The sequence below is a fragment of the Paraburkholderia sp. MM5496-R1 genome (genome assembly GCF_050436205.1).
Classification (GTDB): Bacteria; Pseudomonadota; Gammaproteobacteria; order Burkholderiales; family Burkholderiaceae; genus Paraburkholderia; species Paraburkholderia tuberum.
This window is the reverse complement of sequence record NZ_JBNDLT010000002.1, coordinates 479,839-506,251: the sequence shown is the minus strand read 5'-3', so window position 1 is coordinate 506,251 and position 26,413 is coordinate 479,839. Positions and strand designations below refer to the sequence as shown.

25 protein-coding genes are annotated in these 26,413 nt (G+C 60.6%); 14 read left to right on the top strand and 11 right to left on the bottom strand.

Translation table 11 applies throughout. The features are described from left to right. Positions 1-4: 4 nt before the first annotated feature. The gene (locus OKW38_RS09070) at positions 5-1,180 is read right to left on the bottom strand and encodes a UxaA family hydrolase (protein ID WP_018422893.1); all 1,176 of its coding nucleotides are present in this window, start codon (positions 1,178-1,180) and stop codon (positions 5-7) included. Positions 1,181-1,263: 83 nt separating this feature from the next. Continuing rightward, the gene (locus tag OKW38_RS09065) at positions 1,264-1,533 is read right to left on the bottom strand and encodes a UxaA family hydrolase (RefSeq protein ID WP_244144807.1); all 270 of its coding nucleotides are present in this window, start codon (positions 1,531-1,533) and stop codon (positions 1,264-1,266) included. 254 nt (positions 1,534-1,787) lie between these two features. On the opposite strand from OKW38_RS09065, the gene OKW38_RS09060 reads away from it, so the two are divergent. The 6 genes from OKW38_RS09060 (at position 1,788) to OKW38_RS09035 (ending at position 7,519) form a co-directional block, all read left to right on the top strand. Continuing rightward, positions 1,788-2,573 (top strand): GntR family transcriptional regulator, encoded by a 786-nt coding sequence (locus OKW38_RS09060; RefSeq protein ID WP_090805784.1) that lies wholly within the window; start codon positions 1,788-1,790, stop codon positions 2,571-2,573. A 477-nt stretch (positions 2,574-3,050) separates the two neighbouring features. Then, positions 3,051-4,070, top strand: coding sequence for an ABC transporter substrate-binding protein (locus OKW38_RS09055; RefSeq protein ID WP_090804997.1), 1,020 nt, complete (start codon positions 3,051-3,053; stop codon positions 4,068-4,070). Between the two features lie 2 nt (positions 4,071-4,072). After that, on the top strand, positions 4,073-4,882 hold the full coding sequence (locus OKW38_RS09050; protein WP_244144794.1) for an ABC transporter ATP-binding protein: 810 nt from the start codon (positions 4,073-4,075) through the stop codon (positions 4,880-4,882). Continuing rightward, positions 4,875-5,795: an ABC transporter permease gene (locus tag OKW38_RS09045; RefSeq protein WP_429336553.1), complete on the top strand. Its 921-nt coding sequence runs from the start codon at positions 4,875-4,877 to the stop codon at positions 5,793-5,795. The genes OKW38_RS09050 and OKW38_RS09045 overlap by 8 nt, the downstream gene beginning before the upstream one ends. A 28-nt stretch (positions 5,796-5,823) precedes the next feature. Next, positions 5,824-6,576 (top strand): sulfite exporter TauE/SafE family protein, encoded by a 753-nt coding sequence (locus OKW38_RS09040; RefSeq protein ID WP_090805001.1) that lies wholly within the window; start codon positions 5,824-5,826, stop codon positions 6,574-6,576. Between the two features lie 34 nt (positions 6,577-6,610). Further along, the gene (locus OKW38_RS09035) at positions 6,611-7,519 is read left to right on the top strand and encodes a LysR substrate-binding domain-containing protein (protein WP_429361089.1); all 909 of its coding nucleotides are present in this window, start codon (positions 6,611-6,613) and stop codon (positions 7,517-7,519) included. Here the strand turns inward: OKW38_RS09035 and OKW38_RS09030 are convergent. The 6 genes from OKW38_RS09030 to OKW38_RS09005 are packed head-to-tail and all read right to left on the bottom strand — an operon-like array spanning position 7,459 to position 12,279. Then, positions 7,459-9,210 (bottom strand): L-aspartate oxidase, encoded by a 1,752-nt coding sequence (locus OKW38_RS09030; RefSeq protein ID WP_429361087.1) that lies wholly within the window; start codon positions 9,208-9,210, stop codon positions 7,459-7,461. The genes OKW38_RS09035 and OKW38_RS09030 overlap by 61 nt on opposite strands. 35 nt (positions 9,211-9,245) lie before the next feature. Further along, positions 9,246-9,857 (bottom strand): FumA C-terminus/TtdB family hydratase beta subunit, encoded by a 612-nt coding sequence (locus tag OKW38_RS09025; protein WP_184043520.1) that lies wholly within the window; start codon positions 9,855-9,857, stop codon positions 9,246-9,248. A 46-nt stretch (positions 9,858-9,903) separates the two neighbouring features. Further along, on the bottom strand, positions 9,904-10,773 hold the full coding sequence (locus tag OKW38_RS09020; RefSeq protein WP_429361085.1) for a fumarate hydratase: 870 nt from the start codon (positions 10,771-10,773) through the stop codon (positions 9,904-9,906). 29 nt (positions 10,774-10,802) lie between these two features. Beyond that, the gene (gene sdhC / locus OKW38_RS09015; RefSeq protein ID WP_187629380.1) at positions 10,803-11,222 is read right to left on the bottom strand and encodes a succinate dehydrogenase, cytochrome b556 subunit; all 420 of its coding nucleotides are present in this window, start codon (positions 11,220-11,222) and stop codon (positions 10,803-10,805) included. Next, complete coding sequence (locus OKW38_RS09010) at positions 11,219-11,551, bottom strand: succinate dehydrogenase (RefSeq protein WP_429361083.1); 333 nt, start codon at positions 11,549-11,551, stop codon at positions 11,219-11,221. Before OKW38_RS09010 ends, sdhC begins: the two co-directional genes overlap by 4 nt. Then, positions 11,548-12,279 carry a succinate dehydrogenase/fumarate reductase iron-sulfur subunit gene (locus OKW38_RS09005; protein WP_429361081.1) on the bottom strand — a complete coding sequence of 244 codons (732 nt, stop codon included), beginning with the start codon at positions 12,277-12,279 and terminating at the stop codon, positions 11,548-11,550. The genes OKW38_RS09010 and OKW38_RS09005 overlap by 4 nt, the downstream gene beginning before the upstream one ends. A 333-nt stretch (positions 12,280-12,612) precedes the next feature. Here OKW38_RS09005 and gcvA point away from each other — a divergent pair, with 333 nt between their 5' ends. From gcvA to OKW38_RS08965, 8 genes are all read left to right on the top strand, one after another. Further along, entirely contained in the window at positions 12,613-13,521 is a 909-nt protein-coding gene (gene gcvA, locus OKW38_RS09000; RefSeq protein ID WP_090805019.1) for a transcriptional regulator GcvA, read from the top strand. Between the two features lie 287 nt (positions 13,522-13,808). Continuing rightward, entirely contained in the window at positions 13,809-15,761 is a 1,953-nt protein-coding gene (locus tag OKW38_RS08995; protein ID WP_429361079.1) for a CoA transferase, read from the top strand. A 67-nt stretch (positions 15,762-15,828) separates the two neighbouring features. Then, complete coding sequence (locus tag OKW38_RS08990; protein ID WP_429361077.1) at positions 15,829-16,308, top strand: hypothetical protein; 480 nt, start codon at positions 15,829-15,831, stop codon at positions 16,306-16,308. Positions 16,309-16,685: 377 nt separating this feature from the next. Further along, positions 16,686-17,777, top strand: a complete 1,092-nt coding sequence (locus tag OKW38_RS08985; RefSeq protein ID WP_187629385.1) for an ABC transporter ATP-binding protein — start codon at positions 16,686-16,688, stop codon at positions 17,775-17,777. A 39-nt stretch (positions 17,778-17,816) separates the two neighbouring features. After that, positions 17,817-18,854, top strand: a complete 1,038-nt coding sequence (locus OKW38_RS08980; RefSeq protein ID WP_090805024.1) for a polyamine ABC transporter substrate-binding protein — start codon at positions 17,817-17,819, stop codon at positions 18,852-18,854. A 52-nt stretch (positions 18,855-18,906) separates the two neighbouring features. Next, positions 18,907-20,169 (top strand): ABC transporter permease, encoded by a 1,263-nt coding sequence (locus tag OKW38_RS08975; protein ID WP_429336558.1) that lies wholly within the window; start codon positions 18,907-18,909, stop codon positions 20,167-20,169. A gap of 4 nt (positions 20,170-20,173) precedes the next feature. Then, positions 20,174-21,013, top strand: coding sequence for an ABC transporter permease (locus tag OKW38_RS08970; protein WP_090805030.1), 840 nt, complete (start codon positions 20,174-20,176; stop codon positions 21,011-21,013). A gap of 145 nt (positions 21,014-21,158) precedes the next feature. After that, positions 21,159-22,166 (top strand): MDR family oxidoreductase, encoded by a 1,008-nt coding sequence (locus OKW38_RS08965; RefSeq protein WP_429363703.1) that lies wholly within the window; start codon positions 21,159-21,161, stop codon positions 22,164-22,166. A 113-nt stretch (positions 22,167-22,279) separates the two neighbouring features. Here OKW38_RS08965 and OKW38_RS08960 read toward each other — a convergent pair whose 3' ends face one another. The 3 genes from OKW38_RS08960 to OKW38_RS08950 all read right to left on the bottom strand — a co-directional run bounded on the left by OKW38_RS08960 (position 22,280) and on the right by OKW38_RS08950 (position 26,069). Continuing rightward, a complete protein-coding gene (locus OKW38_RS08960; protein ID WP_090805035.1) occupies positions 22,280-23,791 on the bottom strand; it encodes a CoA-acylating methylmalonate-semialdehyde dehydrogenase in 1,512 nt (503 codons plus the stop codon). A gap of 153 nt (positions 23,792-23,944) precedes the next feature. Then, on the bottom strand, positions 23,945-25,102 hold the full coding sequence (locus OKW38_RS08955; RefSeq protein ID WP_429361075.1) for an iron-containing alcohol dehydrogenase: 1,158 nt from the start codon (positions 25,100-25,102) through the stop codon (positions 23,945-23,947). Positions 25,103-25,805: 703 nt separating this feature from the next. Beyond that, a complete protein-coding gene (locus OKW38_RS08950; protein ID WP_090805041.1) occupies positions 25,806-26,069 on the bottom strand; it encodes a hypothetical protein in 264 nt (87 codons plus the stop codon). Positions 26,070-26,413: the final 344 nt, after the last annotated feature.

Here is a 26,413-nt window from a genome sequence, read left to right as displayed (position 1 = left end):
GAAATTACGCGCTTTCGAACAGGCGCGTCAACACGAACTCGCGGTGGCCCAGCGCTTCCGCCGACGTAAAGCGCCCGTTCGCGGTGCGCAGCATCGATTCCAGCAGTTTGTCGCCAGCCTGATCGAGATTCTGTTCGCGCTGCAACAGTCCCGACACATCCACGTCGATATGCTCGCTCATCGTGCGCACCGTACGCGGGTTCGCGCAAATCTTGATGACAGGCACGATCGGATTGCCGATCACGTTGCCCTGCCCGGTCGGGAAGAAATGCACGGCAAAGCCCGACGCGGCGCACAGCGTCACCATCTCGGCCGCGGCTGACGACGAATCCATGAACCACAAGCCCGGCCCCGTCGGTTCCTCGGCCTTGTCGAGCACGCCGTCGACTCTGCACTTCTTGCCGATCTTCTGGATATTGCCCAGCGCTTTTTCTTCGATGGTCGTCAGGCCGCCCGCGATGTTGCCTTTGGTCGGCTGCGACTCCGACAGATCGTCGGTCTTCCAGCGGTTGATCATGTCCTGATAGCGGTCGAACATGAACTGGAAGCGCTCGCGCACCTGGTCGTTCGCGCAACGCGCCGCAACGATCTGCTCGCCGCCCGTGAGTTCGGACGTCTCGCCGAAGACGAGCGTCGTGCCCAACCCGTAGAGCTTGTCGAACGCATTGCCGACAGTCGGGTTCGCGCCGCAGCCGGACGTGGTATCGGATTCGCCGCACTTCGTGGATACCCACAGGTCCGAAATCGGGCATTCTTCGCGATCGAGCGACGTGGCGTACTGCACCATCTCTTTCGCGGTTTTCGAGGCACGCATGATCGTATCGTGATCGCCATGCAGTTCGATGCCGAAGCCCATCACCGGCTTGCCTGACTTCGCAATGCCGTCTACGACGCGTTTGGTCCAGCCTTCCTCGATCCCGATCACGACGACCGCCGCGACATTCGGGTTGCAGCCGGCGCCGATCAGCGTGCGGAAATGCAGATCGAGGTCGGCGCCGAACTGCAGGCGGCCGTATGGATGCGGTAGCGCCATCGTGCCTTTGATGGCCGTTTCGACGGCCAGCGCGGCGGCGTTCGACAAATCGTCGACGGGCAGGATGATCACATGGTTACGCACGCCGACGCGTCCATTGGAACGGCGAAACCCGCGGAAAGTGGTGTTCTGGTCAATCACGCTCATGGTGGCTCTCTTCGATCTGGCTCTGTTGAGTGGGGAAGCTCGCTCGCAATGTCGATGCGCGAGCTGGTCGATCCTCGCGCCGGTTACCAGCGCTTCGTCTTGATGTTGTGAACATGCGCATGTTCACCCGCGCGGATCGGCGCAACGACCTTGCCGATGTCCACGCCGTACTTGAACACCGTGTCGCCGACCGCCATGTCTTTTAGCGCCACCTTGTGACCGATCGGAATGTTCTGTTTCGCCGAGATCGTCACGACCTCGTCGTCGTCCATGATCCACGCGTTCAATTGGGTCCCCGCCTTGATGCCTTCGACAACCGCCACACCGACGGTGTCTTTCGCTTCGTGCAGCACGATATGAATCGTTTTGCGGTCTGACGAAGGGCTGGCGGAAGATCCTTCACCGGGTTGTTGCGGTGCACCTGCTGCGGTGTGGCTCATCAGTTGTCTCCAGTCTGTTGGTACGGTTTGGTTCGCCTGCGTGAACCCATCTTAGGCGGCACATTTGCATATGTCAACCAGATCATCTATATGTGTTTGATGAACCGTATGAAGTAGAATCAATTGAAAGACAGCAGCAGTGAAGATGCAACGACAGGATGAGAACGATGAATACGTTGACGACGGGTATCAATCTACCGAACGGTGCGGCCGCCACGCCGGCAATCGGCGGCACGCGCTACAAGGAAGTGAAGAATGCGATGCTGGCCGCGCTGGCCGCGCACGAATGGAAGGGCGGCGAAACGATTCCTTCGGAAAAGCGGCTGGCCGAACGCTTCGGCGTATCGATCGGCACGCTGCGCAAGGCAATCGACGAACTGGTGGCCGACAACATTCTGGTGCGCCATCAGGGGCTCGGTACTTTCGTCGCGCAACACCAGCGTGATCGTCATTTCTTCCGCTTCTTCCGCATCGTCCGCCAGGACGGCGACAAGACCTACCCGAGCGTAACGCTCGTGCAGTTCAGGAAGGCCAAGGCTACGCGCGATATCGCGACGCTGCTGAAAGTCGAAACGGGCGCGCGCGTGTTCACGTTCATCAACCGTCTGGCGCTGCATGGCGAAACGGTGATGATCGACAACATCACCGTACCCGAGGCGCGTTTTCCGGGCCTGACGGAAGCCGCGCTGCGCAGCCGGCCGAGCACGCTGTACAACTTCTATCAGGATGCGTTCAACATCAACGTGCTCGGCACCGAGGAACGCGTGCGCGTCGCGGTAGCCAATGAACTCGAAAGCAAACTGCTGGAAGTGCCGCACGGCACGCCGCTTCTTGAAGTGCGGCGCGTCGCGTATTCGTATCATCAGGCGCCCGTCGAAGTGCGGATCTCGCATGCGAACACCGCACGCTACGAATACGTCGGTGCTTCGGCATCGCACGAAGAGCCGCTCTGACAAGGCCAGAAGCCAAGCGCGGTGCGCAGCGCCAAAAGCCGCCGGCCGCGCGCCGCACATGTCACGTTTTCCCGCATTTGCAATCAACAGCACGATCACCTACACTCGCTACTCATACAGATGAGTTAAATCACACGGCACTGAATTCGCTGAATGCCACGGTCACCGAAGCAAGGCATTTCACGCGCGATCCGGTTGCCCACAACACACCATCTGTGAACCTGATTCCGGCCGCGTCGCGCAAACCGTTTTGTCGCGAGCAGGCCGGCAACAAGGAGACACTCACGATGCGTACCCCGCCTCATCGTCATCCCGCTCATGTCCTTCATGTCGCGCCTTGCCGCGTGACGCATGCGTTGCGCCGGCCGCAGCCACGCGAGACCGAATAAGCACACGCAGCCCCCAACCATCCGGTTTATCCGGTGTCGCATTTCAACAGATTGGCCGTGCCGTTCCTGTCGCAAGGAGTGTCCAGCGATGAGCCTTCGTAAAGTTGCCGTATTTCTCTCAACGCTGCTCGCTCTCGGCGCAGCTCTCACCAGTGCGCCCGCCCGCGCCGAACTGTCGGAGATCCGGATCGCGCGCCAATACGGCGTCAGCTATTTGCCGCTGATGCTGATGCAGGATCAGAAGCTGATCGAAAAGCACGCCGCGCAACTGGGCGTGCCGAATCTGAAAGTGTCATGGGTCGAATTCGCGGGCGGCAACGTGATGAACGACGCGCTGCTGTCCGATTCGTTGCAGATCGCGTCAGGCGGCGTCGCGCCGCTCGTGCTGCTGTGGGCCCGTACGCGCGGCACGCCCGTCGAGGTCAAGGCGCTGTCGGCGATCAATTCGATGCCGCTGCTGTTGAACACCAACAATCCGACGGTGAAAACGTTGAAAGACTTCACCGGCAAGGACAAGATCGCGCTGCCCGCAGCGAAGGTGTCGATCCAGGCAATCACGTTGCAAATGGCCGCGGAAAAGGCCTTCGGCGCAGGCAACCAGGGGCAGCTCGATAAATACACTGTCTCGCTGGCTCATCCCGATGCGCAGCAGGCGCTGCTGTCGGGCAATAGCGAAGTGACCGCGCATTTCGGCTCGCCGCCGTTTCAGGAACAGGAATTGGCCCACCCTGGCGTGCGCACCGTTGTGAATTCGTATGACGTTCTGGGCGGCAAGTCGACATTCAATCTGGTCTGGTGCATGACGAAGTTCTATCAACAGAATCCGAAACTCGTGCAAGCCTTCATGGCCGCGCTCGACGATGCCGAAGCGCAGATCACCAGGGACAAGCACGCGGCCGCACTCGCCTACCTGCGCATCAGCAAGGACAAGAGCAATGTCGCCGACATCGAAAAGATGATTTCGTCGCCCGATGTCGCCTTCACGACCACGCCCGAAAACACGCTCAAATACGCGGATTTCATGGCACGCACGGGCCTGATCAAGACCAAACCCGCCTCGTGGAAGGACATGTTCTTTCCGACCGCCCAATCGCTTCAAGGGAGTTGATCATGCATCGCACGCGTGCTGGAGCCACCCGCGCCACATCCTCGCCGAGCGGCATGCCGTTACTGGATGTCGCCGGCGTAACGCTGCAATACAAGACGCCGCGGCATCTCGTGATGGCAACGTATCGCGTCGACTTTCAGGTATTCGAAGGCGACCGTTTCGTTTTGCTTGGGCCATCGGGTTGCGGGAAGTCGACGTTGCTCAAGAGCGTCGGCGGCTATCTGCTGCCGACGGAAGGTTCGATCACGCTGAAGGGCAAGACGGTGACGAAGCCGGGCCCCGACCGGATGATGGTCTTTCAGGAATTCGACCAGTTGCTGCCGTGGAAGACGGTCAAGCAGAACGTGATGTTTCCGCTGCTCGCTTCGCACCGGCTGTCGGCGCGCGAAGCGGAACAGCGCGCGATGCATTACATCGACAAGGTCAACCTCACGAAATTCTCGGACAGCCATCCGCATACGTTATCGGGCGGCATGAAGCAGCGCGTGGCGATTGCGCGCGGCATGGCGATGGAACCGGACATCCTGCTGATGGACGAGCCGTTCGCCGCACTCGATGCGCTCACGCGCCGCAAGATGCAGGACGAACTGCTGACGCTATGGCAGGAAACGCGCTTCACCGTGCTATTCGTCACGCATTCGATTCCGGAAGCGATCAAGGTCGGCAGCCGGATTCTGTTGCTGTCGCCGCACCCGGGGCAGGTCAAGGCAGAACTCGATACGGCGGCGGCAGGCGAATCCGCTGCCACGCTCGAAAAACGCATCCAGCACATGCTGTTCGAAGACGAAATCCACGAGGCAGAGAATGTCTGACGCTACCGCACACGGTTCCTCATCCGTCCATCCGCCCCGTGACGACATGATCACGCGCGCGCCGCGCGGCGAGATCATTCGCGAACCCAGCGATGCACAGCATTTCAGCGTCGTCGAAAAGCCGCTGTCACTGTTCGAGCGCCTGTACAACCAGAGCTGGCTGCGCAAGTTCCTGATCCTCGCGCTGCTCGCGCTGGTCTGGGAAGGCTACGGACGCTGGCTCAACAACCCGTTGCTGTTTCCCACTTTCAGCGCGACCGTCGACGCGTTCTGCACGAGCATCGCAAACGGCGAACTGCCCGGCAAGGCATGGGCGTCGATCCACGTATTGCTGCTCGGCTACGGCTGCGGTCTGCTGCTGGCCGCGTTGCTGACGGCCGCCGCGATCACCTCGCGCATCGGCACGGACTTTCTCGAAACGATGACCTCGATGCTCAACCCGCTGCCCGCCATCGCGCTGCTGCCGCTCGCGCTGATCTGGTTCGGGCTCGGCAACGGCAGCCTGATCTTCGTGCTCGTGCATTCGGTGACATGGTCGGTCGCGTTGAATACGCACTCGGGCTTTCTGTCGGTGAGCAACACGCTGAAAATGGTCGGGCGCAACTATGGGTTGCGCGGCGGGCGCTACGTCGCCGCGATTCTGGTGCCCGCTGCGTTCCCGAGCATTCTGACCGGCCTGAAGATCGGCTGGGCCTTCGCGTGGCGCACGCTGATCGCGGCGGAACTCGTGTTCGGCGTGAGTTCGGGTTCCGGCGGCCTCGGCTGGTTCATCTACGAAAACAAGAACCTGCTCGACATCGCGAACGTGTTCGCGGGTCTGTTCACGGTGATTCTGATTGGCCTCGCCGTCGAAAACCTGATCTTCCGCGTACTCGAACGCCATACCGTGCAACGCTGGGGCATGCAGTCGTGAAGCATGGCGTGCACGCACGGGAGGCTCGTTGCTAAGCGCCGACATCGCGCTGCTGGTGATTGGAGGCAGCGCGGTCGCGGGCTTCGTGTCGGGGCTGGCGGGATTTGCGTTCGGTCTCGTCGCGATGGTGTTCTGGGCATGGGCGCTGCCGCCGCAAGCGATCGGGCCGATGCTGGTGGTCGGCTCGCTGGTCGGACAGATGCTAACCGTGCATACGGTGCGCTCGCAGATACGGCCGAAGATCATCGGTCCGTTCATCGCAGGAGGCATCGTCGGCGTGCCGATCGGCGCGACGCTGCTGCCGTTCATCGATCCCGTCGGCTTTCGGATCGGCGCCGGTCTGCTGATGATCGTCTATTGCGGCGTGATGCTCGCCGCGAAAGATCTGCCGACGGTAACGGCAGGCGGTGCCTGGGCGGACGGCGGCGTCGGCGTGGTCGGCGGCATTCTGGGCGGCATTGCGGGGCTCGTCGGTCCGGCACCGACCATATGGTGCATGCTGCGCGGTCACAACAAAGATACGCAGCGCGCGATCTGCCAAAGCTTTTTCATCGCGATGCAATCGCTGACGCTCGTCACGTATGCACTGACGGGCCTGATCGGCAAGCAGACGCTAGTACTCTTCGGCTGGATGCTGCCGTCGTCGCTGCTGTTTGCGTGGCTCGGCTCACGGCTTTATCGGCGTCTGTCGGACACCGCGTTTCGGCGGGTGCTGCTTGCGCTGCTGTTCGCTTCGGGCGTGGCGCTGCTGGGCTCATCGCTTGTTCACGCGATAAAGTAATGCCGATGCGGCAACGTCAAACGGAGTGGGCGTCATGAGTGCGATTCGCTATTTCGTCACGTTTCTGTCCGTCGCGCGCCACGGCTCGTTCGCCGCAGCCGCCGACGAAGTGTGTCTCACGCAGGCCGCCGTGAGCCTGCAGATGCGTTCACTGGAACGCGATCTCGACATGGTGCTGTTTGAACGGAGCGCGCGCTCGGTCGCATTGAGCGAACAGGGACGCACGATCGTGCCGCTCGCCGAAACGCTGGTCGCCAACTATCGGCGGATTCTGGCCACGGCGGGCCGCGACGAACTGGCGGGCGTCGTGCGGGTCGGCGCGCTGGTGTCGTCGCTGATGGGCGCGTTCGCCGATGCGATGCTGAATCTGAAACGCCGCTACCCGCGCCTCGAACTGAAGCTTTTCACGGGCCTGTCGAGTGACTTCACGCGACGCGTGGAGAACGGAGAACTCGACGCCGCCATCGTCACGCAGTCGCCCACCGGCTTTCCCGCCGCGTTGAAGTGGACGGTGCTGTATCACGAGCCGATGGTGCTGATCTCGTCGGCTGACAATCCGCGCGCGCAAGTCGACACGCTGCTTCGTGAGCCGTTCATCCGTTTCGACCGGCAGACGTGGACAGGCATGCTGATCGACGACGCGCTGCGCGGGCTCGACGCTTCCGTGCACGACATCATGGAGCTGAACTCGCTCGAATCGATCTGCGAAATGGTGAAGCGCGGTTTCGGCGTTTCGGTAGTGCCGCGTCTCGCGAATGCGAACTGGAATCACGAATCAGGGCTGCGCGTGACCGAGTTGCCCGAGCGGATCGCGCCGCGCCGCGTCGGCCTGCTGGAACGGCGCGAACACGGACGCGAAGCGTTCACGGCTGCCGTGAAGCGTCACTTCACGACGGCGGCCGACGTTTCCGCCAGTGGCAATGATTCGTCGAGCAGCGACTGACCGGGCTTCACGCGCGTGAACTGCACGCGCCGGCGGCTGGTTTCGAAGGCGTTCTGCTCAAGCCGCAGGCATACATACTCGGATGTGTCCAGATCTCCGGCGTCGGGAAAGTCTTCGCGGAAATGCGCGCCGCGCGAATTCTCGCGCAGCAACGCCGACTCGGTGATCGCGCGGCTAACGAGCGTCAGGTTGTGCAGGTTCATCCAGTCGTGCCACGACAGGTTGAAGCGCAGATCGCGTCCATCGACACCCGTGCGGTCCAGCCGTTCGCCGATGTCGATCAATGTGCTTCTCGCGCGCAGCAAGCCCTGCTCGTCGCGCAGGATGCCGACGTCGCGCCACATCAACTCGTACAGGTCGTCGCGGATCGATTCGAGATCGCCCGCAGGCTGGCCGAGCGGCCGCGTGCAACGTTCGATGGCGCGCTCGATCTGACTGGCATCGGCGGTGGCGAGGCGCCCATGGCGCGGCACCCAGCGCGCGAGCGTCTCACCCGCAATGCCGCCGAACACCGTCGAATTCGCGACGCCGTTGCCGCCCAGCCGGTTCGCGCCGTGCACGCCGCCCGCATCCTCGCCCGCGACGAAGAGGCCCGGCAGCGTCGTCGAACAGTCGGTCTCGAACAGCACGCCGCCCATCATGTAGTGCGCGGTCGGCACCACTTCGACCTGGCCGCCCGCCAGATCGAAGCCGCAATCCGCGCAGCGTTCGACCATGCCCTTGAAACGCTGGCGCACGCTGTCGGGCCCGAGATGATCCATGCGCAGATAGACGCCGCCGTTCGGCGTCGTGTTGCCCGCGCGCAGTTCACGGAAAATGCTGCGCGAGACGATGTCGCGCGTCGCGCGCTCGCCGCGCGGATCGTAGCGGTGCATAAAGCGCTCGCCGTCGCCCGTCAGCAGATAGCCGCCCGCGCCGCGCAGCCCTTCTTCGAGCACGGTGCCCGTCATGCGCGTATGAGTGCCCGCCAGCAAGCCCGTCGGGTGGAACTGCACCATCTCCATGTCGCGCAACGTGAGGCCGGCACGCAGCGCCATCGCCATGCCGTCGCAACTCTTGTCTGCGCTCGGCGTGTGGTACTTGTACATCGTGGGGCCGCCGCCCGTCGCGAGCAGCACGGCCTTCGCGCGCACGAAGACGAATTCGCCGCTGCGAATGTCGATCATCAGCACGCCGGCCAGTGCGCTGCCGTCTTCGGACTCGATGAATTCCACCGCGCGATGTTCTTCGAGCCGCTCGATCCCGCGCGCCCACACCTGTTCGGCAAGCCGGTTGATGATCTCGATGCCAGTCTGATCGCCCTTGTGCACCGTGCGGTCGAAGGTTTGCCCGGCGAATGCCTTCTGCTTCAGCGTGCCGTCCGGGTTGCGGTCGAAGAAGCAGCCCAGTTCGTTTTCGAGTTCGTTGATCCGCTCGACCGCGCGTGTCACCAGCGTCCACGCGAGCTCCTGGTTCGACAGCCATTTGCCGCCTTCGATCGTATCCATGAAGTGACGTTCGATCGAATCGCCCTGTGCCAGCGCGACGTTATAGCCGCCCTGCACCATGCGCGTACAACCGCATTTGCCGAGCAATCCTTTCACGGCGATCGTGATGCGCAACTGCGGCGCGTCGGCCTGCGCATGCAGCGCGGCAAACAGGCCCGCGCCGCCGCTGCCGAGAATCAGGATGTCGGTATCCACGTGCTTCACGGTCGGTTCCCCGTGATGAACGACGCTGCGTTCGTTCAGCTTCTGATGCCCAGCGACGCGAGCACCGCTTCGCGCCGCTCACGCGTGCTCTGCTGGACCTTCGTGTAGACGCTGCCGCCGTGACTATCCATCGCGACGAGCAGCGGGCCGAATTCGCCGATCCTGAAGCGCCATAGCGATTCGGGGTTCAGGTCGTCGAGATCGACGTCTTCGATCTGTTCGATCCATGTCGTCTCCAGCGCCGCCGTGCCGCCGACGATCGCGAGATACACGCCGCCGTATTTTGCGAACGCATCGCTCGACGCCTGCCCGAGCCCGCCCTTGCCGATCACGATGCGCACGCCGTACTGCGCCATCAGCGCCGCGGTGAAGCGCTCCATGCGTGCGGACGTCGTCGTGCCGACGCAAACGGGCTCGTAGCCCGCCGGATGTGCGTCCGAGCGTGGCACCTTGCGCACGTTCGGCGCGGTGTGAATCACCGCATGGCCGCGCAGATCGAAACGAGTCGTGCGGCCACGGTCGAACATATGGATCTGCGTGGCGTCGCGGATGCCGAACAGCGTGCCTGTCAACGTAACGGTGTCGCCCGTGCGCAACGCGCGAATCTGCGCTTCGCTAGCGGGCATGGACAGGGTGTGATGAGTCATCGATCGTTCCTTGACGGTGTGCGTGCCGATGCGGACAGCCCGCGTGTCAGTAGCCGTACTCGACGCCCGCCGGCGTCAGCGTGGCGCGCGCGCGGCGGGCCGAATGACACTGCATGTTCACGGCAACCGGATTCATCGTGATATGCGTCGCCGCCAGTTCGAGGTGGACCGCGAACGAAGTCGCGTCGCCGCCGAGCCCCTGCGGGCCGACGCCCAGGCGGTTCACCGCGGCCGACAGTTCCTGCTCCAGCGCGGCCGCCGCCGGATCGTCGCAATGCGTACCGAGCGCGCGCGTCGCGGCACGCTTGGCGAGCCACACGCACAGATCCGAGGTACCGCCGATGCCCACGCCTACAATCGTCGGCGGACACGTCTTGCCGCCCGCATCGACCACGCAGTCGATCACGAAGCGTTTGATCGCGTCGACACCTTCCGCCGGAATCGCCATTTTCAGAAACGAGTTGTTTTCCGAACCGCTGCCCTTCGGAATCATTTCGATCACGAGCGTGTCGGCTGTCGAGTCGAAGTCGATATGGATCGCGGGCATCAGCACGCCGCAAGACGAATGTTCGTTGTTCCGCGTCAACGGATGCACGACCGACGAGCGCAATGGATGCTCGCGCGTGGCCCGTTCGCAGCCGCGCCGGATCGCTGCTTTCAACGCGACGCCGTCGAGCGCGAGGCCCGTGCCGATCGTCACGTTGTAGATCGGCAGCCCGGTGTCCTGGCACAGCAGGTTGTCCTGATCTTCGGCAATCGCGATATTGGTGCGCATTGTGCCCAGCACGCGGCGCGCGGTGTCGTCGGTTTCAGCGCGTTCGAGGCGCGCGATACCGTCCTTGATGTCGGGCGGCAAATGCTTCAGCGCGCGTATGTACAACTGCTTCGCGACCTCTTCGATCTGCTGCATGTCCATTGATGAATCTCCGTCGGGGGACCGTGCGTTCACGACGTGAGCGACAGCGCAAACGCCAGCCCGATGACCAATGCGCCGCCCGCTGTCGCCGCGATCAGGTTCTTGCGCAAACCGCTCCATGGCCGGTATTCGATGAGCAGAATGCGCACGCCGCCGAACAGATGCGCGGCCAGCAACGTGACGAGGCCCCACTCGGCGAATACGAAGGCGGGTTGCCTCGTCACGGCGAGAAACGACTCGAACGATGCTGCACCGTGCAAAGCGGTGCCGAGCGCCCAGAAGTGCAGCGGCAGAAAGAAGGCGAGCGCGAGTCCGGACAGACGGTGCACAAGAAAGGCCCACCACGCGGGATGGTTGCGCGCGCGCGAGTCGGCGCGCCGGCCAGGGGTGCGGTGTCGGGCGTGGTTCGTGTCTGTTGCCGGTTTCGCTGCGCGTGCCATGTCGCTCATTGCGGCCCTCCTACCAGCGCGAAGACCGCGCGCAGACCGGCAATCGCCAACGCAATGCCGACGATCACGCTCGCCACCCCGACGCTGCGCCCGCGCCAGCCGAGCCACTCCTCGGCGATCCTTCTCAAGCCGACAGGCACATGCGCGGACGACGCAAGCACGAACACTGAATAGAACAGCGCCCACGCCGTATTGCCGTGCAGACGCCCGATCACGTTCGCCGCGCTCAGCCCGCCATGCACGACGATAATCATGGTGACAAGATGGACGGCCACGCATAAGGTCAGCACCATCGCCGACAGGCGCTGCAACCGCCAGCCGCTCATCATCGCGGTTCTCCTTTCGGCGCATGGCCGCGAAGCCGCTTCAGGCCGGCAATGCTGGCCGTCGGCTGCAGCGACTTGGGACACCGTTCGGTACACGAGCCGAGCGTATGGCACGAATGACAGCCTGCGTCGTTGGAGACGGCTGCGACGCGGGTTTGCTGCTGGATGTCGCGTACGTCGTTGACGAGCGTCCACGCACGATTGAGCGCGGCGGGTCCGAGATAGTTGGGGTTCCATGCGACGACGTCGCAGCTCGCATAACAGACACCGCAGCCGATGCATTCAATCCCCGCGTCGGCCGCCTTGCGTTCGGCGGAGGCGGGATCGACGCAAGTGGCAGGTTCGTTACGCGTGTGCTCGCCCTTGAAATAGCCCTTCGCGTCGCGCCATTTGTCGAAGAAGGCGGTCATATCCGTCGCCAGATCCTTGATGACGGGCAGGTGATTGAGAGGCGCGATTTCGAGCACGTCACCGGCGTGCTTCATGACTTTGGTGACGTGCGTGCGGCAGGTCCATCGCGCGCGGCCGTTCACGGTCATTGCGCATGAACCGCACATGCCGACCCGGCACGCAAAGCGATAGGACAGCGTCGCATCCAGATGGCGCTGGATGTGGATCACCACGTCGAGCACGGTCTGACTTTCCATGCGCGGCACGTCGAAGCGCTGAAAGCTGCCTTCGTTGTTACCGCGCCAGACGTCGACCTTGAGTTGCGGGGGAGTGGTTCGCATCGTGACCGTTGAGGTTCGAATGATTGCGAAGCCAGTCTAAGGGGCGCGCGCCGCCCGTCAAAGCCAAAGATTCTTGTTGCAAGCTCAAGGTTTTTTTATGCTCGCGGGCGTGCGAGTGCCTGTGAGAACGCTCTTGAAACCGCCCCACCAGGCTTGTCATTTCAGAGTGCTCGAAATTCCGCGCTAACATATGTTCGATTGCCCAATTGGAGTGCGTACGCACTCGTCGACGCCTGGGAACGCCGCCGCGTCCGCGGGTCTAGGGGATCCTGAGTTGCCGCAACACGCAACTAATCCGCGAAGTCGGACAGCTTTAGTCAAACGGTCTGCAGAATGAGAAAACGATTACCTCCGCTTAACTGGTTGCGCGCATTTGAATCCTCTGCCCGGCATCTCAGTTTCACCCATGCGGCGACAGAGTTGAGCCTGACCCAGGCGGCGGTAAGCCAACAGGTGAAGGGACTCGAGTCGCAGTTGGGGGCAGTCCTCTTTAAGCGCTTGCCAAGAGGACTCGAGCTCACGGAGGCCGGGCTAGCCTATTTGCCGGTTGTCCACGAGGCCGTAGAGCGACTGGCGGCCGCAACTGAAGAGATCTTCGGGCAAGGTCACGGCAGAGTCCTTACCGTTCGCGTCAGCCTGGTGTTTTTTACCCATTGGCTGGCAATGCGCTTACCCGACTTTCGTGAACGCCACCCCGAGGTCAATCTGCGTATCACCAGCAACATCTGGGGGGGCGATTCGAGCGTGACCGACGTCGAAGCCGATATGGAAATCCGCTATGGACATGGAGAATGGACGGGACTCAAGGCCGAGCGGCTGACCTGGGATACGTTGCTGCCGGTCTGCGCCCCATTCTTGCCCTCCGAACAGGCGCCACTGGCTACTCCGAAGGATCTCCGTTACCACGAACTACTCCACGTCCTGGGCTACGAGGAGGGCTGGGGATACTGGTTGAAGAAAGCAGGCGCGGGACAGGTCGACTCTTCGAAGGGAATGCAGTTCGATACCTTGATCTCTGCTTTGAGAATGGCCGAGCTTGGTCAAGGGGTGGCCTTGGCGCGCTCGTCGCTGGTCCAGTCGATGCTGGACACCGGGCAACTGATAGCGCCTTTCAAATCCCGGCTTACGACCAGTGAAGCGTTCTACCTGGTCTATTCTCCTCACAGCATCGTCAACCCTGATGCCGCGGCGTTCGTGGCCTGGTTGAGTGCGAAGGCTCAGGAGGGGCGTGCGCGGAACTGAGCAGGCAGGTTGACATCGCACGTCCATTTCGCCGGGCTGCCAGCGATCGACTGGTCATTTTCCTGCGCGTTCACTCCGCCGGCCTGAGCCATAAATAAAATAGCCCCATCCTCGTTTTTTTTATTGCTTTACCGGCTCCCCGTTGTATCCGACAGTGATCCCCAGTTCGTCGCCAAGGCCCCTCGCCTCGCATTCGAAATGCGGTTGATTGGTGCTGGCGGCGACCCACCACAATGATGACCTGCGTTTCGGAAGATCTGCAGGTCCTGGAGATGAGTCTGTGAGCCATGGGAAAGCATGATCAACTGCCTTTTAGCGGCGTGAAAGTCATCGACTTTGGCCAGTACATCGCCGGCCCGGCCGTGGCGATGATCCTGGCGGATCTCGGCGCCACCGTCATTCACATCGATCCCCCTGCTGGGCCGCTTTGGGACAGCCCGGCCAATGCCGTACTGAACCGCAACAAGTATTGCTTGCAGCTTGACCTGAAGTCCGCGCAGGGGCTCGAGGCGGCCATGGCATTCATCGCGCGTGCCGATATCGTGATCGAGAACTTCCGGCCGGGCGTCATGACCCGGTTGGGTCTGGACTTCGCCGAGCTGCGTCGTCAAAGGCCCGAGCTCATTACGCTGTCCATCCCTGGCTTCGCCAGCAACGACCAGTTGCGTCGTCACTGGCGCGCCCTCGAGCCGATTATTGCGTCGGCCTCCGGGGTATTCACCGATATGGGTCAGAACCGCGTACTGATGGGAATAAACCCGAGCTTTTCGCCGCTGCCGCTAGCCTCGTCCTACGGCACCATGCTGGCTGTCTCCGCGGTGGCACTCGCTCTGCAAGCGCGGGAGCGCACGGGAGTGGGTGATCAAATCGAGGTGCCTCTGGCTGCGGCGGTGATGGAGGGGCTGTCTTACAACTCGATCAAGATCGACGGTTATCCCGAACGCTACAAGACCTTGCGCGAAAAGGAAATTGAGCGGCGGCGGTCGGAAAATCTTCCGATGAACCTCAGCTACGAAGAACTGCAAGAATATCTCGACCCCTTTTACCGCACCTACGAGTGCGCGGACGGTCGCAAGTTCTACGCGGTATGCCCGTCACACCGCTCGCACGCCAGGCGTTGCCTTCAGGCGATGGGGTTGTACGAGGAAATGCTATCTGCCGGGCTGCCGACAGTGAGCGACCCCTACCTTCCTATCTCTCAGTGGGAGGGGGACGCCTCACTCGGTGTCTACCCGTTGCCTGACCATTGGGCCCGGCGCATTTCGGCACGCATGAAGGAGGTGTTCCTGACCAAGACAGCGACCGAGTGGGAAAAAATTTTCGGCGAAGGCCGGTTTCCCGGTGCGCCCCACCGATCGACTCAAGAATGGTTGCATGACGAGCACGCCAACGCCGCGGGTCTGGTGGTCGATGTCGACGACCACCAGTACGGCAACATGAAACAGCCCGGCGCGATCGCCTGGCTGGAAGACAGTGCCGACTTGATGCTCTCGCCCGATTCACGCCGCACGGTGAGTCTCAAAGAAGCCCTGGCCATCCTGGATAAGTGCGCGCCCACGGCACTGCCGCCCCCATCTGAACAGCATGTTGGCGGCTGGCTTGACGGTGTGCGTGTCCTCGATCTGACCAATGTCATCGCGGGTCCGCATTCGACCTCCTACCTCGGCCGGTTCGGCGCCGAGGTTATCAAGCTCGACCCCGTAACGCCCAACTATGATCCCTGGAACACAGTGGTCTTTGGCATGTCTTCGGGCCGCGGCAAGCAAAGTGTCCTGGTCGACCTGAACCACCCTGACGGACGCGAGGTGTTTAACCAATTGGTTCGTTCGGTTGATGTGATCGTGATGAATGCACCGGATCGTCAACTGGCACCTTTGGGTCTTGACGAAGCCAGTCTCCAGGCCGTCAACCCTGGCGTGATCTTCTGTCAACTGGATTGCTTTGGGGGACCGCGTCGCGGCCCGCGGACCGATTATCTCGGTTACGACGACTTGATCCAGGCCAGCACCGGCATCATGCTGCGCTTCGGCGGCGGCATGGCAACGCCAGAGGAACACGCTCACGTCGGAACCATTGACGTGAATTGCGGGTTCGCTGCAGCGCTCGGCGTTGCCGCCGCGTTATATCGCAAAGCCAGAACCGGCCAGATCAGCCGCGCCCGGACCTCCCTGGCATCGCTCGGCAACCTGGTGCAGATTCCCTTCTGCTACGACTACCCACGGCGGGGCCCCGTTCGATGAGCCTTCCGGCCGTAGCGCCCAGGGCTTTGGCAACCTGTCACGCTTCTTTCGGGCCGCGGATGACTGGTTGTATGTGGACGCCAGCGAAAAGGAACTGGACAAGCTAAACGCCGTAGAGGGGCTGACGGGCATCCGCGACGCGGCAGATCCCGCAGCGTTTCTCAGTTCCGCGTTCGCCACGGCCTCCGCCGAAACCTGGCAGACGCGGTTGCAAGCGGCCAATGTGGCGGCAGCCATTCCGGACAATATCGACAACTTGCGCCAACGCTACAGCCGCCCTGCAGACAATCGTCCGGGTATCGATAACGCCAGCTATTCATTCAGTGTGTATGCCGAGCATCCGAGTGGACGACGCGTCATCCAACTCGATCCTTTTGCGATTCGCCCTCACGTTGCTCCGATCCGCGCACTGGCGCCAGCAGAAAAGTTTGGTGCCTCGACCCGAGGGGTTCTGCGCAAGATGGGCTACAGCGATACCCAGATTGCGACGTTGATTGCGCGAGGGGCGGTCGGCGAAAGCTGGTGCGAAGAGTACTTGCCCAGCTGAACACGTCACCGTTGCGGGCAAGCCGGAACAAATCGCAACCGCTCCGCTGATGGGTGGGCGCGGCCGATAGCAGCAAGCACCCTGGAAGAAAAAAGGCTGTAGCGAAGGGGTGTTCGAATATTTATAAGATTGGAGACGAAGATGCACGTACGACACCGCAAGCTCCCGGGTACCGAAAACACCCGGCGAGGCGCAGAAATCGTTATCGAGAACCTCAATCGAGCTACGCAGCACATGGCGCGAAAACGCCCATGGCGAGGCACGGGGAAGGAGGTACCCTGCGCGCCTCCCTGTCGCCGCAGCCGATCTGCAGACACAGCACTACCGCCTGCGCTGCCAGGTGCCTTCCGCACCGAAAGACATTGAGGGTAACGATCATGCAAGACCAGGGCAACACATTTGTGAGCTTCCGCAATGTTCGGAAGACATACGACGGAGAAACACTCGTCGTCAAAGACCTGAATCTCGACATCCAGAAGGGGGAGTTTCTCACTTTGCTTGGTCCGTCCGGCTCGGGAAAGACCACCTGTCTCATGATGCTCGCCGGGTTTGAATACCCAACCGATGGAGAAATCTGGCTGGATGGTCAGTTACTTAATCGTATTCCGCCGCATAAACGCGACATTGGAATGGTATTTCAGAACTATGCACTCTTTCCACACCTGACCGTCGGACAGAACCTCGAGTATCCCCTCAAGGTTCGCAAGATGCCGGCAGACGAGCGGGCCGCGCGCGTCAAGCGGGCGCTCGAGATGGTCCACATGGAAAAGCTGGGTAAGCGAATGCCAGGTCAGCTCTCAGGCGGTCAGCAACAGCGAGTGGCGCTTGCGCGTGCGTTGGTGTTCAACCCAAAGCTTGTGCTGATGGACGAACCGCTTGGCGCGCTGGACAAACAGCTGCGCGAGCACATGCAGATAGAGCTCAAGGCATTGCACGAATCTCTTGGCCTGACCTTTGTGTACGTTACACACGATCAAGGTGAGGCGCTCACGATGTCTGATCGAGTAGCGGTCTTTGATCAGGGGGTGATCCAACAGCTCGACCGGGTCGACTCGCTCTACGAATCGCCGAGGAATCTGTTTGTAGCCAACTTCATTGGTGACAGTAACCGGGTGGAAGGCACCGTCGTAAGCCGGGATGGTAATTATTGCGAGTTGCGCATTGCAGACGGTACGACCGTACGTGCGCTGAATGTTGCCGGGCTCAATGTGGGTAGCCACGCCACAGGGGTGATCCGTCCCGAGCGGCTCTCGATTGGACGGCAATCCGAACAGCAGCGCAATGTCATCAACAGCGAAACGCTTGGGATGATCTACTTCGGCGATCACGTCCGGCTACGCTGCCGCTGCCCCGGAGAAACAGAGTGTTTCGTGAAGGTTCCGCTCGGGCAGGACGGGGCGGCCCATGTCCAACCGGGAAATCGAATCGCGTTGTCGTTTCATGAAGATCATCTGAGAGTCTTTAATTGACCACGCGTAGCGAAATCACCTTGTGCCAAGGAGAACGAAATGAGGTTCTTTAGAAATACGGTCGGCGTGGCTGCCATGATGTGTTGTTCCGCTTTCGCATTGGCCGATGGCCTTACGACGGTCAATTACGGTGGCGCCGTGGGGAACGCCGAGAAGGCTGCCTGGGTTGAACCGTTCTCGAAAGCGAGCGGTATTCCGACGAATGCGATTGAGTACACGGGCGAAATGGCCAAAGTCAAAGCGATGGTCGACGCCAAAGATGTCACGTGGGATGTCGTTGAAGTCGAGTCGGCAGACATCGGACGCGGCTGTCAGGACGGACTTTTCGAGAAGCTCGACTGGTCGAAGATCGCGAAAAAGGGTGATCTGGTGCCTGGATCGGTGACTCCCTGCGCTGCCGGCACATTCGTGTGGTCGACCGTGCTGGCATACAACCCGACGCTGACGAAGGGCACGCCACAGGGCTGGAAGGATTTTTGGGACGTCAAGAAATTTCCTGGCAAACGTGGCATGAAGAAGGAGGCGCGTTATAACCTCGAGTTCGCACTGATGGCAGATGGCGTTCCGGCAAAAGACGTGTACACCGTGCTGGGCACGGAGGCTGGCGTCAATCGGGCGTTCAAGAAGATGGACGAGCTCAAGCCATACATTCAGTGGTGGGAGGCTGGCGCACAGCCGCCGCAGTTCCTGGTCGCCGGTGACGTTTCGATGTCCACCGCGTATAACGGCCGCATCGACGCCGCAATGCGGGCAGGGAACAAGAACCTGGGTATCTCGTGGGACCAAAGCATCTATGAGCTGGACTTTTTCGTGATTCCGAAGGGCTCGAAAAATAAGGATGCAGCCGAGAAGTACATTGCCTACGTGCTCGAACCTCAGGCTCAAGCTGCGTTCGCGCGGCACATTCCGTACGGGCCAACCAACAAGAACGCTTTAAAGTTGCTCGATGCAGCCACTCTTGAAAACCTGCCTAACTCGCCGAAGAACGGCAAAACCGCTATCCCCAACGACGTAGAGTTCTGGACCGACCACGGTGATGCGCTAGAACAGCGTTTCACCGCGTGGGCAGCGAAATAACGCGAATCGCGTACCCATCGCTCGAACGCATGGGTACGCGAAGGAGAGAGACATGAGCGCGGTAACTACTCAGCAGCAGGATTGGCATTTGCGTGAGCTCAAGCGATCGCTTAGGAACGTGAATTTACGTAAGCAAATGGCGGCGCTGGCGCTGGTCGCTCCTCTTGCTATTTTCATTTTTCTGGTATTCGTGATGCCCGTTGCATCCATGATTTCGCGGTCGATTCAGAGTCCGGAAGTCGTTGACGCGTTGCCAGACACGACGGCGGCGCTGCGAAACTGGGATCGGAAATCGGCAGTTCCGGATGACGCTTTTCGCGGGCTGATGCTGGATATCGAGCGCAACGGCGGGAACAACAGTTCGGGTACCGCTGCCGGTCGACTGAACGGGCAGAAGGCGGGTTTCCGTTCGCTGTTTTACAAGACTTCGAGCGCACTGCCGTTCGGCGACGATGATTCAGCGCTGCCTGCGCACGAGGTGCGACAAAAGCTGATCGAAATCGACAGGCGTTGGGAAGATCCCGGTTACTGGCAGGTAATCGCTAAAGATTCATCCCGATACACAAGCCAGTATCTCCTCGCGACGATGGACTACCGTCGCAATTCTGCCGGTGACATCGTTCCGGTTGATCCAGGCGCCTCGGCATATCGGGAGGTATTCAAGCGAACGTTCGTGATTAGCGGCCTGGTAACGCTCGCCGCGCTGCTCCTCGGCTACCCCCTGGCATACTGGATCTCCAGTCTGCCGGCGGGTAAGGCAAATCTGCTGATGATCCTGGTGCTCCTTCCCTTCTGGACTTCGATCCTCGTGCGGATCTCCGCCTGGATTGTCATCCTTCAAGGATCGGGCCTCGTCAACAAGGCGTTGCTGTCGCTGGACCTGATATCGTCTCCATTGACACTGCTGTTCAACCGGACGGGGGTGCTGATCTCGATGACTCATATCCTCCTGCCGTTCATGATTCTGCCGCTGTACAGCGTCATGAAATCGGTGCCAGCCAGCTATACGAAGGCAGCGATCTCGCTGGGTAGTCACCCGTTCGGCGCGTTCTGGAAGGTCTACTTTCCGCAAACGCTGCCAGGAGTCGGCGCCGGCGGACTGCTGGTATTCATCACGGCTTTGGGCTACTACATTACTCCGGCATTGCTGGGCGGAGCCGGCGACCAGATGGTGAGCTACTACATTGCCTATTTCACGAATGTGGCCTTGAACTGGGGGATGGCGTGCGCACTGGGAGCGGTTCTGCTTCTCGTGACGTTGATACTCTTCGGTGTTTATCGAAAGATCGTCGGCAACGAACTGAAGGTAGGTTAGGACCATGAAAACGACCGTATTGCGTTTTGCACCTTATACATCGGCTCCCGAGATCGCGTGGCACTACGTTTTGCGATCGACCAATGTCATGATCCTGCTTTTTCTGGTCTTGCCGATACTGGTGATCATCCCGCTTTCTTTCACGGACAATACATTCCTGATCTATCCGATACACAAGTTCTCGTTCAAGTGGTACCACAATCTGTTTACGTCGATTGACTGGCTTCGTGCCGGAAAAAACAGCTTCATCGTAACCCCGCTTGCCACGATCCTGGCCACTGTCCTCGGGACGTTGGCCGCGTTGGGCCTCAACAAGGCGACGTTCAAAGGCAAGGGCGCGCTGATCGGCATTTTGATCTCGCCGATGATCGTGCCGGTGATCGTCACTGCCGTCGGGATGTATCTGTTCTTTGCGAAGTGGGGGTTAGCCGGGTCGTACCTTGGTCTGATTTTGGGTCATACCGCTATCGCTGCTCCATTCGTGGTGGTCACTGTCAACGCCACCCTTGCCGGGTTCAACCAGAATTACGTGCGCGCGAGCCTGAGCCTCGGTGCGTCGCCCGTCACGACGTTCTTCTCCGTCACCCTGCCCATCATTGCGCCGGGCGTTATTTCTGGAGCCCTGTTTGCATTCGCCACGTCGCTCGATGATGTCGTCATCACGATGTTCATCGCGGGTCCGACACAAGGTACATTGCCGTTGCAGATGTTCATCGGCCTCCGGGAAAACATTACGCCGACGATTGCTGCCCTTGCGACAATTCTGATTGTATTTTCCAGCCTGCTTCTGGTGACGATGGAGTGGCTGAGGTCCAGAAGCGCGGCGCGACAGATAGCGACGTGACATTGCTTGCCGCGGCACCTGTCGCATTATTCCCGTGGAAGCCGTCGGGCATGGCGTAGTGGTACATCCTTGAATGGTTTATGTTGTCCGGATGTATCACTTCGCCATGCCTGATCGCCTGCGTTTACCGTCAAAGAGGTCAAGCATGGCTTTTTCAGCCCTTTATCTGCAGCAGAATGACAATGGTTTTTCGGCCGGGGTTACCCGCCTCGATGACCGAACCCTCGACGAGCATCCCCTCGCAGCCGGCGAAGTGCTCGTTCGTATCGCGCACTCGACGCTTAACTACAAGGACGCGCTAGCGGTCACGAACCGCGGTCCGGTCGTACGCGCCTGGCCAATGGTCGCGGGTATCGATGGCGCCGGCGAGGTGGTGACATCGACCGATTCTCGCTGGAAAGCGGGAGATATTGTCCTCGTCAACGGATGGGGCCTCGGCGAAACACACTGGGGGTGCCTCGCAGAGAAAGCCCGCCTGAAGGCCGACTGGCTGATTGCGGTACCGCAGGGACTATCAACGGCCGAAAGCATGGCAATCGGGACGGCCGGTTACACGGCGATGCTATCCTGCCTTGCGCTGGAACAGGCCGGTGTCAAGCCGGCCGACGGTGAAGTCCTCGTGACCGGCGCGAGCGGCGGTGTGGGCAGCGTGGCAATCTCGCTATTGAGCAGTTGGGGATTTACGGTCGTGGCATCGACGGGCAAGCCGGAGCAGGCGCATTTTCTGAAGCGTATCGGCGCCGCCGATGTGGTCGATCGGGACTCGCTGTCGGCAGCCGGCAAGCCGTTGCAGAAAGAGCGCTGGGCGGCGGTTGTGGATTCTGTCGGCTCGCATACGCTTGCCAACGCATGCGCACAGACGAAATATGGCGGCGCCGTAACGGCATGCGGTCTCGCGCAAGGCATGGAGTTCCCGGCGAACGTTGCGCCTTTCATTCTGCGCGGTATAAAACTGTTGGGCATCGACTCGGTTATGTGTCCGATCGCTCATCGTCAGATAGCGTGGAATCGGCTCGCTGCGGATCTGGATCGAGCAAAGCTCGCCGAACTCACGCACCGGATAGCGTTGCACGACGTGCCGGAGGCAGCCGTGCAAATGATGGATGGAAAGCTGAGCGGTCGCACGGTTGTCGACATTTGCCGTAGCGCATGATGTCGGGCGCTTCAGATCGGCTTTGAAGGTCTGCGACTTCAGGACCGGTGGTGTGCTCTCCCGTGCCGGGATGTGGCAGCACGGGAGCTATAGCGGGTTTTGCAGTGGAAAGACTACCTCGCCGTCGGCATCGCGAATTCGGCACCTTGCTCGATACTCTCCGGCCAGCGTTGCATGATTGACTTCTGACGCGTATAGAACCGGACGCCTTCTTCTCCATACGCGTGCGTGTCACCGAACAAGCTACGCTTCCAGCCGCCAAATCCGTGCCACGCCATCGGTACCGGAATCGGTACGTTGATGCCAACCATTCCAACCTCAATTCTCCGGCCAAACTCGCGCGCGATGTGTCCGTCGCGAGTGTAACAGGCGACGCCATTGCCGAATTCGTGCGCGTTGACCAGGTCGACGGCCTCTGTAAAGTCCTTCGCACGGACGCAGGACAGCACCGGTCCGAAGATTTCCTCTTGATAGATTCGCATCTCCGGCGTGACGTGGTCGAACAACGTGGCACCGGTAAAAAAGCCTTCCTCGTGCCCCGGAACTTTGAGGCCGCGTCCATCGACAACCAGCGACGCGCCTTCTTCGACGCCAATCGCGATGTAGTTTTCAATGCGTTCCAGCGCCTGACGTGTGACGATCGGCCCCATCTCGGCGTCGGGCTCCGTGCCGTTCTTTACTATTACGGAGCGTGCTCGATCAGCGAGCCGCGGAATCAGCTTGTCCGCAACGTCGCCTACGAGGACTGCGACCGAGATCGCCATGCACCGTTCCCCCGCGGAGCCGTAGCCTGCGCCGACCAAAGCGTCGACGGCTTGATCAATGTCGGCGTCGGGCATCACAACCATGTGATTCTTCGCTCCGCCAAGCGCCTGGATCCGTTTTCCGTGCTTTGCCCCCGTCTCGTAGATGTAGTTGGCAATCGGCGTCGAACCGACGAAACTGATCGCTTTTACGTCAGGATGTTCGAGCAGAGCATCCACGACTATCTTGTCCCCTTGCACGACGTTGAACACTCCGTCAGGCAACCCGGCTTCCTGCAGCAAGCGGGCCATGTAGAGCGACGCTGAGGGATCACGCTCGCTGGGCTTCAGAATGAACGCATTGCCTGCGGCAATCGCGATCGGAAACATCCAGCAAGGAACCATGCACGGAAAGTTGAAAGGCGTGATTCCCGCGACAACGCCGAGCGGTTGCCGGGTCGTCCAGTTGTCGATGTCGGTCGACACCTGTTCCGTATGGTCACCCTTCAGCAATTGCGGAATGCCGCAGGCAAACTCGATCACATCGATGCCCCGTGCCACTTCGCCTTGCGCATCGCTGAACACTTTTCCGTGCTCGGCGGTCATGATCGCTGCCAGTTCGTCCTTGTGCTGGTTCATCAGTTCGAGAAAGCGGCGCATGACGCGCGCGCGACGGATGGGTGGCGTATTACTCCATCCCTGGAACGCCTGTTTCCCCGACGCTACGGCGGCACTTACGTCGGACGCGTCGCCGAGGTGCAGCATGCGTGCCGGAGAACCGGTCGCGGGGTTGAATATCGGCTGCTTTCGAGTGCCTGAGCCAGGCACGCGGCGACCGTTGATGAAGTGAACCACGTCTGCGTCGTCGTTGAAGGGCTGCATTTCATACTCCTTGCTGGGATTGGAACAGGTTCTAAGTGCCACAAAAACGGGCGATGGGAATAGGGTTTTGCCTCCCGATGGCAAGAGTTGTTGTTGCATCTGAATGACCGTCACTTCGACAGATCAGATGCGGTTTTTTGAGGGGGAATTCGCTTACCAGAGACCGCGGTAGAGCTCGACCATTTCCGCGACCGAGGGCACGCGTGGGTTATTGCCAGGCGAGCCAGAGGCCAGAGCCTGCTGTGCCATGGTCGGCATTAAGCTGAAGAAGCGCTCGCGGTCGATACCAAATTGTTCGGGCGTCGGCACCTGAAGGTCATCGTTGATCGACCGCAATTCAGCGAGCAACCTGACGTTGGCGGCCTGCGTACTGTCCTGGCTGTCGGCCACGCCCATGGCACGAGCGCAATCAGCGTAGCGTTCTTCCGCCGCCGGGATCGAGAACGCGGTCACGCTGGGCAGCAGCATGGCGTTGGACAGCCCATGGGGAACGTGGAAAAAGGCGCCGATCGGTCGACTCATGCCGTGTACCAGCGCCACGGACGCAGCGGAAAACGCCACACCGGCGAGCGTCGAACCGAGCATCAGGGCTTCGCGGGCGGCTGTATCCTGGCCGGATCGATAGGCTTTACGCAGATTGGGGCCAATCAAGCGCATGGCCGCCAGGGCCTGACTGTCGCTGTACAGGTTGGCTTTCTGGCTGACGTAGGCTTCGATCGCGTGGGTCAGCGCATCAATACCCGTATCGGCGGTGACGCGCGGCGGCAGGCTGAGGGTCAGGTTATAGTCGACCAAGGCTGCCACGGGCATGAAGCCGATGCCCACACAGAGCATTTTTTCGTCGTTCTGCTGGTCAGTGATGATCGTGAAACGGGTCACTTCCGAGCCGGTTCCCGCAGTGGTGGGCACCGCGATAATGGGCAACCCAACTTCGGTAACAATGCGCGGAAATTTATAGTCGCGCATTTCTCCGCCATGCTTGGCAAGAATGCCAATCGCCTTGGCGCTGTCGATCGGACTGCCGCCGCCCAGTGCAATGATACTGTCGTAGTCTCCTGCGCGAGCCTTCTCCACGCCAGCTCGAATCGAGTCAACCGTGGGCTCGGGGACCGTATCAGCGAAAATTTCGGCTGTCATGCCATTGGCGGCGAGATTTTCCTGAATGCGCCCGGCATAGCCCAGCTGCACCATCATCTTGTCGGTGATGATCAGAGGTCGACTGCAGCCGAGAGTCGCCAGAACCGTGGGAACTGTCTCGCTGGCGTTGGCGCCGACCTGGAGGATGCGCGGCAAAATCACATGGTTAGACATATCGAATCCAGTATGAATGTCGGTTAAATATAAAAAGCAATCCGGGATCTAATCATTAATTGAAGTCTTCATCTCGATGCCTTGTCTTTCTGATAATTTAGATAACCAGACATCGATATCTTCGCTATTGGGAGCTTCCACATGACTCATCGTCTCGTCTCCCGGACCCGCAGATTTTCTGCAATGCAGGTCCTCATTGTCGTAGGTAGCCGTCAGCACTGATCAATCGCGTTTCGGCTGCAAGCTGCCGTGGCGGCGCGCTGAGGTGACTGTCGGGTAGAACGAGGAGCGGGTAAAGCAATAAAAAAGCCGATGATGGGTCCGCTTTACTTATGGCTATGGCCGTCGGGGCGAGGTGGAAGGCTATTTTTGCCCGTCCCCGCCGAACTGAGCGATCTGAAGAAGCAGTTACATTAATCTCGTCCACGTCATGTGAGCGGTCGCCGCACGCGAGAGCGACCTTCGGCGGGGACATTTGCGCTGATCCGCCCCGCCGCCCTCGATCGATATGACAAGCAGTTCTTCCCCGCTTCGAACACGATGTCGGTCGCGACGTTCGGCTGGTGCGAACAGGAATGCTTTACTTGCGTATAGGACTTCAACGCCTGATGCCCTCCAGTGGCGCCACACAGACTGAGCGTTCGGCGCTGCAATGGCCGTTGCCAAGCCGAATCTTGAGGCGGGTGCCGCGCCTCACAGCGATCTAGCGCTTCTGTCTGAGCAAGTCGAATTGGCGCTGTTGCCTCAGCGAATTCAGTTCGCGCTGCTGCCTCAGCAAATCCAGGTCGCGCTGTTGTTTCAGTAATTGGAGTTGTTCGTTCTGGAGTTCGATCTGTTGCTTCTGCGCTTCCAATTGCGCTCTATAGGCCCCCATGCTTTGGTCAGCCAGCGCTTCCTGCGGGTAAGTCTGCGCGTAGGCGAGGGAACAGCCAGCCGTCAATGTCGCAGCAACGATAAGTGCTTTCATGATGCCCCTCGCACGGATGCTCCTTTGAAATATCTTAGGCCAGAAAGGCCGGGCATCGGCGGGACCGACGTGGCTGTCGGCGTCGTGCCTGGATCGGTGATTGCGTATGTTGAGCGAGCGGCGTGCGTGGCAACGAGAGGCCGGCATCGCCCCGATCCGGCCGCTGGACCCTTGTACACCTCAATGGCAGCTTCCAATGTTCAACGGTCATCCGCGCCTTCATGCCGGCCGACAACGTACAGCGCCATTCCGGCTGGTAGCACGGCGCCGGCGAATGGCCGTTATCGAGCATGATCGGGGTGGAGACCGGCCTCGACCCGGTCAGCTCCGGGCGTTCGCTCTTC

Excerpts from the sequence above, each read along its gene's own strand:
- OKW38_RS09070 (WP_018422893.1), bottom strand. The coding sequence starts at position 1,180 with ATGAGCGTGATTGACCAGAACACCACTTTCCGCGGGTTTCGCCGTTCC.
- OKW38_RS09060 (WP_090805784.1), top strand. The coding sequence starts at position 1,788 with ATGAATACGTTGACGACGGGTATCAATCTACCGAACGGTGCGGCCGCC.
- OKW38_RS09055 (WP_090804997.1), top strand. The coding sequence starts at position 3,051 with ATGAGCCTTCGTAAAGTTGCCGTATTTCTCTCAACGCTGCTCGCTCTC.
- OKW38_RS09050 (WP_244144794.1), top strand. The coding sequence starts at position 4,073 with ATGCATCGCACGCGTGCTGGAGCCACCCGCGCCACATCCTCGCCGAGC.
- OKW38_RS09045 (WP_429336553.1), top strand. The coding sequence starts at position 4,875 with ATGTCTGACGCTACCGCACACGGTTCCTCATCCGTCCATCCGCCCCGT.
- OKW38_RS09035 (WP_429361089.1), top strand. The coding sequence starts at position 6,611 with ATGAGTGCGATTCGCTATTTCGTCACGTTTCTGTCCGTCGCGCGCCAC.
- OKW38_RS09025 (WP_184043520.1), bottom strand. The coding sequence starts at position 9,857 with ATGACTCATCACACCCTGTCCATGCCCGCTAGCGAAGCGCAGATTCGC.
- OKW38_RS09020 (WP_429361085.1), bottom strand. The coding sequence starts at position 10,773 with ATGGACATGCAGCAGATCGAAGAGGTCGCGAAGCAGTTGTACATACGC.
- sdhC (WP_187629380.1), bottom strand. The coding sequence starts at position 11,222 with ATGAGCGACATGGCACGCGCAGCGAAACCGGCAACAGACACGAACCAC.
- OKW38_RS09010 (WP_429361083.1), bottom strand. The coding sequence starts at position 11,551 with ATGATGAGCGGCTGGCGGTTGCAGCGCCTGTCGGCGATGGTGCTGACC.
- OKW38_RS09005 (WP_429361081.1), bottom strand. The coding sequence starts at position 12,279 with ATGCGAACCACTCCCCCGCAACTCAAGGTCGACGTCTGGCGCGGTAAC.
- gcvA (WP_090805019.1), top strand. The coding sequence starts at position 12,613 with ATGAGAAAACGATTACCTCCGCTTAACTGGTTGCGCGCATTTGAATCC.
- OKW38_RS08995 (WP_429361079.1), top strand. The coding sequence starts at position 13,809 with ATGGGAAAGCATGATCAACTGCCTTTTAGCGGCGTGAAAGTCATCGAC.
- OKW38_RS08985 (WP_187629385.1), top strand. The coding sequence starts at position 16,686 with ATGCAAGACCAGGGCAACACATTTGTGAGCTTCCGCAATGTTCGGAAG.
- OKW38_RS08980 (WP_090805024.1), top strand. The coding sequence starts at position 17,817 with ATGAGGTTCTTTAGAAATACGGTCGGCGTGGCTGCCATGATGTGTTGT.
- OKW38_RS08975 (WP_429336558.1), top strand. The coding sequence starts at position 18,907 with ATGAGCGCGGTAACTACTCAGCAGCAGGATTGGCATTTGCGTGAGCTC.
- OKW38_RS08970 (WP_090805030.1), top strand. The coding sequence starts at position 20,174 with ATGAAAACGACCGTATTGCGTTTTGCACCTTATACATCGGCTCCCGAG.
- OKW38_RS08965 (WP_429363703.1), top strand. The coding sequence starts at position 21,159 with ATGGCTTTTTCAGCCCTTTATCTGCAGCAGAATGACAATGGTTTTTCG.
- OKW38_RS08960 (WP_090805035.1), bottom strand. The coding sequence starts at position 23,791 with ATGCAGCCCTTCAACGACGACGCAGACGTGGTTCACTTCATCAACGGT.
- OKW38_RS08955 (WP_429361075.1), bottom strand. The coding sequence starts at position 25,102 with ATGTCTAACCATGTGATTTTGCCGCGCATCCTCCAGGTCGGCGCCAAC.
- OKW38_RS08950 (WP_090805041.1), bottom strand. The coding sequence starts at position 26,069 with ATGAAAGCACTTATCGTTGCTGCGACATTGACGGCTGGCTGTTCCCTC.